This window comes from Parvibaculum sedimenti (assembly GCF_009184905.1).
In the GTDB taxonomy this organism is placed as follows: domain Bacteria; phylum Pseudomonadota; class Alphaproteobacteria; order Parvibaculales; family Parvibaculaceae; genus Parvibaculum; species Parvibaculum sedimenti.
On sequence record NZ_WESC01000015.1, the window covers coordinates 91,835 to 97,911 of the forward strand.

The 6,077-nt window shown below is 60.8% G+C and carries 7 protein-coding genes; 2 read left to right on the plus strand and 5 right to left on the minus strand.

Annotated features, from left to right (window positions below):
* The first annotated feature begins 7 nt into the window (after positions 1–7).
* Positions 8–1,387, plus strand: coding sequence for an FAD-binding oxidoreductase (locus tag F2P47_RS15040; RefSeq protein WP_152217200.1), 1,380 nt, complete (start codon positions 8–10; stop codon positions 1,385–1,387).
* A gap of 9 nt (positions 1,388–1,396) precedes the next feature.
* On the opposite strand, the gene F2P47_RS15045 is transcribed toward F2P47_RS15040, so the two are convergent.
* The 5 genes from F2P47_RS15045 to F2P47_RS15065 are packed head-to-tail and all read right to left on the minus strand — an operon-like array spanning position 1,397 to position 5,794.
* Positions 1,397–2,077 (minus strand): DUF1345 domain-containing protein, encoded by a 681-nt coding sequence (locus F2P47_RS15045; RefSeq protein ID WP_152217201.1) that lies wholly within the window; start codon positions 2,075–2,077, stop codon positions 1,397–1,399.
* Between the two features lie 38 nt (positions 2,078–2,115).
* The gene (locus tag F2P47_RS15050) at positions 2,116–3,255 is read right to left on the minus strand and encodes an ABC transporter permease (protein WP_343032317.1); all 1,140 of its coding nucleotides are present in this window, start codon (positions 3,253–3,255) and stop codon (positions 2,116–2,118) included.
* Entirely contained in the window at positions 3,252–4,205 is a 954-nt protein-coding gene (locus F2P47_RS15055) for an ABC transporter ATP-binding protein (protein WP_152217202.1), read from the minus strand. The genes F2P47_RS15050 and F2P47_RS15055 overlap by 4 nt, the downstream gene beginning before the upstream one ends.
* 3 nt (positions 4,206–4,208) lie before the next feature.
* On the minus strand, positions 4,209–5,168 hold the full coding sequence (locus tag F2P47_RS15060) for an HlyD family secretion protein (protein WP_152217203.1): 960 nt from the start codon (positions 5,166–5,168) through the stop codon (positions 4,209–4,211).
* Positions 5,165–5,794, minus strand: a complete 630-nt coding sequence (locus F2P47_RS15065) for a TetR/AcrR family transcriptional regulator (RefSeq protein ID WP_152217204.1) — start codon at positions 5,792–5,794, stop codon at positions 5,165–5,167. Before F2P47_RS15065 ends, F2P47_RS15060 begins: the two co-directional genes overlap by 4 nt.
* Positions 5,795–5,887: 93 nt before the next feature.
* Here F2P47_RS15065 and F2P47_RS17745 point away from each other — a divergent pair, with 93 nt between their 5' ends.
* Positions 5,888–6,034, plus strand: coding sequence for a hypothetical protein (locus tag F2P47_RS17745; RefSeq protein WP_185681143.1), 147 nt, complete (start codon positions 5,888–5,890; stop codon positions 6,032–6,034).
* Positions 6,035–6,077 lie beyond the last annotated feature (43 nt).

The following is a 6,077-nucleotide window of genomic DNA, read 5'->3' on the forward strand; positions in this document are numbered from 1 at the left end:
GAAGCGCATGAACGAGCGTGAGGAACTGCCTGCCATCGACGAGTTGCGCACGCTGCTGGGCGGGCGGCTCACGACCTCGCTTCCCATCCGCGAGGCGCATGGCCGCGACGAGAGCTGGCATCCCGTCGCGCCGCCGGACGCGGTCGCCTTTGCGACGTCGACCAAAGAGGTCTCGGAGATCGTGCGCATCTGTGCGCAGCACCGTTTTCCGGTCATCGCCTTCGGCACCGGCACGTCGCTCGAGGGCCATATCTCTGCACCGCATGGCGGGCTCTCGCTCGATCTTTCGCGTATGAACCGCATCCTCGAAGTGAATGCGGCCGATCTCGACGTGCATCTGGAAGCGGGCGTGACGCGCAAGGCGCTGAACGCCTGGCTGCGCGACATGGGACTCTTTTTTCCGATCGATCCGGGCGCGGATGCGAGCCTTGGCGGCATGGCGGCGACGCGGGCTTCCGGCACCAATGCCGTGCGCTACGGAACCATGCGGGAGAATGTGCTGAACCTTACCGCTGTCATGGCTGATGGAAGCATTGTGCATACGGCGCACCGCGCACGGAAGTCGGCGGCCGGGTATGATCTGACGCGGCTTCTTGTCGGCTCCGAAGGCACGCTTGGCATCATCACCGAATTGACGTTGAAGCTTTACGGCATTCCGGAAGCGATCGCCTCCGGCGTCGTGTCGTTCCCGAATTTCGAAGGTGCCATCGACGCCGTGATCGAGACGATCCAGACAGGACTGCCGGTGGCGCGCATCGAGTTTCTTGACGAGGTGCAGGTCGAAGCCTGCAATCGCTATTCAAAACTTTCATTGCCGGTGGCGCCGCTTCTGCTGGTCGAGTTCCATGGGAGCGAGGCGTCTGTTGCCGAACAGGCGGAGCGCTTCGGCTTCATCGCCGGCGAACATGGCGGCGGCGCTTTCGAATGGGCGGTCAAGGCGGAGGAGCGCACGAAGCTCTGGGAGGCGCGGCACAATTCGCTTTACGCGGCGCTGGCGCTTCAGCCGGGCAAGAAGGGCCTCATCAGCGATGTCTGCGTGCCGATTTCCCGGTTGGCGGAAGCAATTTCCGGCACGAAGGAGGATTTGAAATCCTCGCCGCTCGTTGCGCCTATCGTCGGTCATGTCGGCGATGGAAATTTCCACCTCATCATGCTGGTCGATCCGGAAAACGCCGCAGAAGTGGCGGAAGCGCAGCGTATTCACGATCGCATGGTCATGCGTGCCCTGTCGCTCGACGGCACCTGCACAGGTGAACACGGCATTGGCGAAGGCAAAAGGAAATTCCTTGCGGCGGAGCATGGTGAGGGTGTCGCCGTCATGCACACTATCAAGCAGGCGCTCGACCCGTTGAACATTCTCAATCCGGGCAAGATGCTCCCGGCGTGAGCGCGCCTATTATTTCGACAGGCCGACGACGATGTTGACCGCGAGTGCAATCAGCACCGTGTTGTAGAAGAACGACAACATGCTGTGACCGAGCGTGATGCGGCGCATGCGCGTCGAAGTGACCTGGGTATCGGACGTCTGGGCCGTCATGCCGATGACGAAGGAATGATAGATGAACTCCCAATAGGTGGGTTCCTTCGTGCCCGGAAAGTCGAGCCCGCCCGTATCCCTGCGCGTCTCTCCGCCCCGCACCTCTGTATAGAAGACATGTATGTAATGTGCAGCCATGACGACATGCAGAGTTAGCCAGCCGAGCAAAACCCCGATCAAGGCGAGAATGATATGCAGCCCGGCAGGCGGCGTGCCAGCGTTCAGGATAACGAAAATATTGCCGACGCTCAGCACGATCGCCGCCACGGTGATGACGGTAATGATGCCGATGCCTTCATCTTCGTAATTGGCGCGACGGCGCAGATGCTCGGGCATCAGCGGGATCATGTTGGTGAACATGAGCAGGAGATAGAGCGAATAGGCACCATCTGCGGCGATGGAGATGTGAAGCGGACGTGGGAATGTGTCGCCCGCGAAACGCCAGATCGCAATGCCGACCAGAAGCGAGACGTAGAACCTTACGTGATGACGGATATGCGCTATGACGCGGTTCGGCATCGCCATTCTCCACATTGCCATCTGGAAATCCTACCCGATCGGCAGTCCTATGTCGTTGCTCAGTCGAGCGTCTGGCGATAGCGGTTCATCGCGACAACGGTTGCGGCGACAAAAAAGATCATGATCGCGCCGGTATCCGTCTGGATGTCGACGATGCCGTTTCCCTTGAGCAGGATGCCGCGGATGATGCGCAGGAAATGCGTCAGCGGCAGGACTTCGCCGATCCATTGCGCCCAGACCGGCATGCCCCGAAAGGGGAACATGAAGCCGGAGAGCAGGATCGAGGGCAGGAAGAAGAAAACCGCCATCTGCACCGCCTGAAGCTGGTTGCGGGCGAGCGTCGAGAAGGTGAATCCGACAGCGAGGTTGGCGGCGACGAAAATCAACAGCACGGCGGAGAGCAGGATGAGGCTGCCGATCATGGGCACCTCGAAGAGAAAGCGCGCGGCGACGAGGACGAGCGCGGTCTGGATGTAGCCGACCACGATGTAGGGGATGATCTTGCCCATCATGACTTCAAGCGGGCGAGCCGGCATGGTGAGCAGGTTTTCCATCGTGCCGCGTTCGATTTCGCGGGTCATGGCGAGCGCGGTGAACATCACCATGGTCATGGTCAGGATGACGCCGATGATGCCGGGTACGATGTTGTACTGAGTGCGGTTCTCGGAGTTGTAGCGTGGATGGACGACGAGATCGAACGGCGTAGCTGCCGGTATCCGGCTCGCAAGCGGCCCGGTCAGATCGCGGTTAAGGGCCGTGGTTGCGAGAACGCGCAAGGCGGCGATGGCATTTCCTGCAGCGGCGGGATCGGTTGCATCGGCATCGAGCAGGATTTGCGGCTCCGCGCCGCGCACGAGATCGCGCGAGAAATTCGGCGGGATCTGGACGACGAACTGCACCGTGCCGCGCGAAATCAACCTGTCGGCTTCCTCGCGTGTTTCCGGCCGCTCGGTAATCTGGAAATAGTCGGTATTCTCCATCGCCTTGATGAAGCTTCGCGTGAAGATCGAATGATCCTGTGCGAAGACGGCCGTCGCGAGATGTTTCGGGTCGGAATTGATCGCATAACCAAATAGCAGGAGCTGCATGATCGGCACGCCGAGCATCATCGCGAAGGTGAGCTTGTCGCGCCGCATCTGGATGAATTCCTTGCGGATCAGCGCGGCGAGGCGGCGGAAGTTGAAGCGATCGCCCATCATGTGAAATTGTCCGATGCCTTGTTCATCATCAGGATGAACACGTCTTCGAGCGTTGGGTCGTCTTGCCGCCAGGAAAGATCATCGTCATTGCGCCAGGGGAAAATGGCCCGTTCGAGCGCTGCTTCATCGAGACCGCTGATATGTAGCGTCGCGCCAAAGGGCGCCACCATATCAATACCGGACTTGCCGGTAAGGTCATGCGCCAGTTTGCGGATGCGCCTGGGCGATGAGCCGGAGACGGTCCATGTCTTGAGGCCAGATTGTGCGATGACCTCCTGCGCGGTGCCGCGGGCAAGGAGATGGCCATAGGCGAGATAGCAGATCTTGTTGCAGCGTTCGGCCTCGTCCATGTAATGCGTGCTGACGAGAACGGTAAGGCCGCCGGCGGCGAGTTCGTGAATCTCGTCCCAGAATTCGCGCCGCGCCTTCGGATCGACACCGGCCGTCGGCTCGTCGAGCAGCAGGAGCTGCGGCTTGTGCATGATGCAGGAGGCGAGCGCGAGGCGCTGTTTCCAGCCGCCGGAGAGCATGCCCGCGAGCTGGTCGGCTCGGCCCTTGAGGTTGAGTTTCTCGATCGTTTCCTCGACAGCTTCGCGTCGGTTCGGCAATCCGTAGATGCGCGCGACGAAATCGAGATTTTCGCGGATGCTCAGATCCTCATAAAGGCTGAACCTCTGCGTCATGTAACCCACTTCGAGCTTGATGCGCGGGCTCTCTGTGATGATGTCGTAGCCGAGGCAGGTACCGTGGCCGGCGTCAGGCGTCAGCAATCCGCAGAGGAGACGGATCGTCGTCGTCTTGCCGCTGCCGTTTGGACCGAGGAAACCATAGATCTCGCCTTTTGCCACCTGCATGTCGACATTGTCGACGACCTTGCGCCCACCGAAGCTCTTGGTGAGCCCTTCGACGTTGATCGCGAGTTCACCTTCGAAGGACGCAGCGTCGCTCATTTCTCACTCCGCCGTCTGATCGGAGACGCGAACCGGCTGGCCGGGATGGAAATCTTCGGGCGATTTGTCGGGCCAGGCTTCGGCCATGTAGACGAGCTTCGCCTGTGACTGTTCGCTGTAAATGACGGGCGGTGTGAACTCGGCTTGCGTCGAGATGAAGCGGATATGGCCCGTGAGGCCCGCCGGGCAACCATCGCAGGTGAGGGCGACCGTGTCGCCGACGTGGATGCGGCCGAGCTCGGGTTCCGGCACGAAGAAACGGATCTTGATGTTTTGCGGCGGCAGCACCGACACGATCGGCTGCGTCGCGCTGGCGAATTCGCCGACGCGGAAAAAAACGTCCTCGACAGTGCCGCCCTGTGGCGTATGTCCCTCGCGGCGGGAGAGACGCCAGTTCGCCTGATCGAGTGCCGCTTGCGCCGCTTTGACGGCAGCCTCGGCGGCGGCAACCTGATCTGGCCGGGCCGACAATTTTCCCGTCACGAGTTTTGCGTCGAGCTCCCGCACGGATGCGGCGGCCGCATCGCGCGCGGCACGTGCCGTATCAAGCGCCGATTTCGAAACATTGCCATCCGCATAAAGCTTCTCGGCGCGCGTGAAATCGAACTGGGTCTTCTTCAGCGTTGCGGCAGCGCTGGAGCGGCTCGCCTCGATCTGTTCGAGCTCGGGCACGCGAAGCCCCTTGAGCAGGTCTTCATATTGCGACCGCGTCTGTGCGAGCTGCGCCGAGGCCTGCGCCTGCGCGGCGATCTCGGCAGTGGCGTCGAGCTGGAAGAGCAGGGCGCCTTCGGCCACCTTGTCTCCGCGCTTTACCGGAATGGCGTCTATGGTCCCGCCATCTATGGGGCCTACCCGCACATATTCGCCCTCGGCATAGCCTTGATAGGTCCCTTCCTTTCGTCCGTCGCAGGCGACGAGCAGGAGTGTGGCGGCAATGGCAATGACGATATGTATGCGGATCATGCGTGGGGCCCCTTGTCCGCGGCAAGGCCGCGCAAGACGAACTCGAAATGACTGGCGAGAAACCTCTCCGGATTCGTTTCCGGCATGGGCCCGAAAATCTCCTGCGCCAGTGCATTCATGATGATGGGGAAGATAACGCTCTGCGCGGTGGCGGCAGGATCGCAGGGGTGGAACTCGCCGCGCTTGATCCCGCGCTCAATAATGCGCGCCATGTTTTTGAGGCCACGAAAGGCAACTTCGTCGCGGTAGAAGGCGGCAATGTCGGGAAAGTTACCAGCCTCGGACAACACCACTTTTATCATGGCGCGAATATCCGTTACCCCCGAGATGTTGCCGATATTGTGGAAGAGACCAGTCAGCAGCTCGACGGTCGACCCTTCAAACCCGTCGATCAGCCCTTCGACGGCGCCGATGCGCGCCCCCGCAATGTCGCGCACGATCGCCTTGAAGAGTTCGGCCTTGCTGTCGAAATAGAGATAGATGGTCGCCTTGCTGACGCCGGCTGCTTCGGCCACGTCCTCCAGCCGCGTCGCCGCAAAGCCCCGCCCCGAAAAGAGCTTCAGTCCCGCCGCCATGATTTCGGCAGGGCGGGCTTCCTTGCGTCGTTGGCGCTTCGGTTGGGTCATCAAACACGAACCAGCTAATAACTGACCAGTCAGTTATTAATACGAATTGGCCAGAACTGCAAGGCGACGGGCGCTTTATTTCGGATCGGGGTCTTGGGGCTTGTCGCCGGAATTGGTTTCGGCAGCGGCGTCGATGCGGCGATTGCCTTCATGGAGGCCGGCCTGGCGCTCCTGCTCGAGCTTCGCGCGCTTCTTGTCGGCACCCGTGCGCCGATATCGTTGAAAAACTCAGCCCAATAACTATTCATTGAGCTGTTTCAGCGGCTCTCCGGTGATGAGGATC

Excerpts from the sequence above, each read along its gene's own strand:
- F2P47_RS15060 (WP_152217203.1), bottom strand. The coding sequence starts at position 5,168 with ATGATCCGCATACATATCGTCATTGCCATTGCCGCCACACTCCTGCTC.
- F2P47_RS15040 (WP_152217200.1), top strand. The coding sequence starts at position 8 with ATGAACGAGCGTGAGGAACTGCCTGCCATCGACGAGTTGCGCACGCTG.
- F2P47_RS15050 (WP_343032317.1), bottom strand. The coding sequence starts at position 3,255 with ATGATGGGCGATCGCTTCAACTTCCGCCGCCTCGCCGCGCTGATCCGC.
- F2P47_RS15055 (WP_152217202.1), bottom strand. The coding sequence starts at position 4,205 with ATGAGCGACGCTGCGTCCTTCGAAGGTGAACTCGCGATCAACGTCGAA.
- F2P47_RS15045 (WP_152217201.1), bottom strand. The coding sequence starts at position 2,077 with ATGGCAATGTGGAGAATGGCGATGCCGAACCGCGTCATAGCGCATATC.
- F2P47_RS15065 (WP_152217204.1), bottom strand. The coding sequence starts at position 5,794 with ATGACCCAACCGAAGCGCCAACGACGCAAGGAAGCCCGCCCTGCCGAA.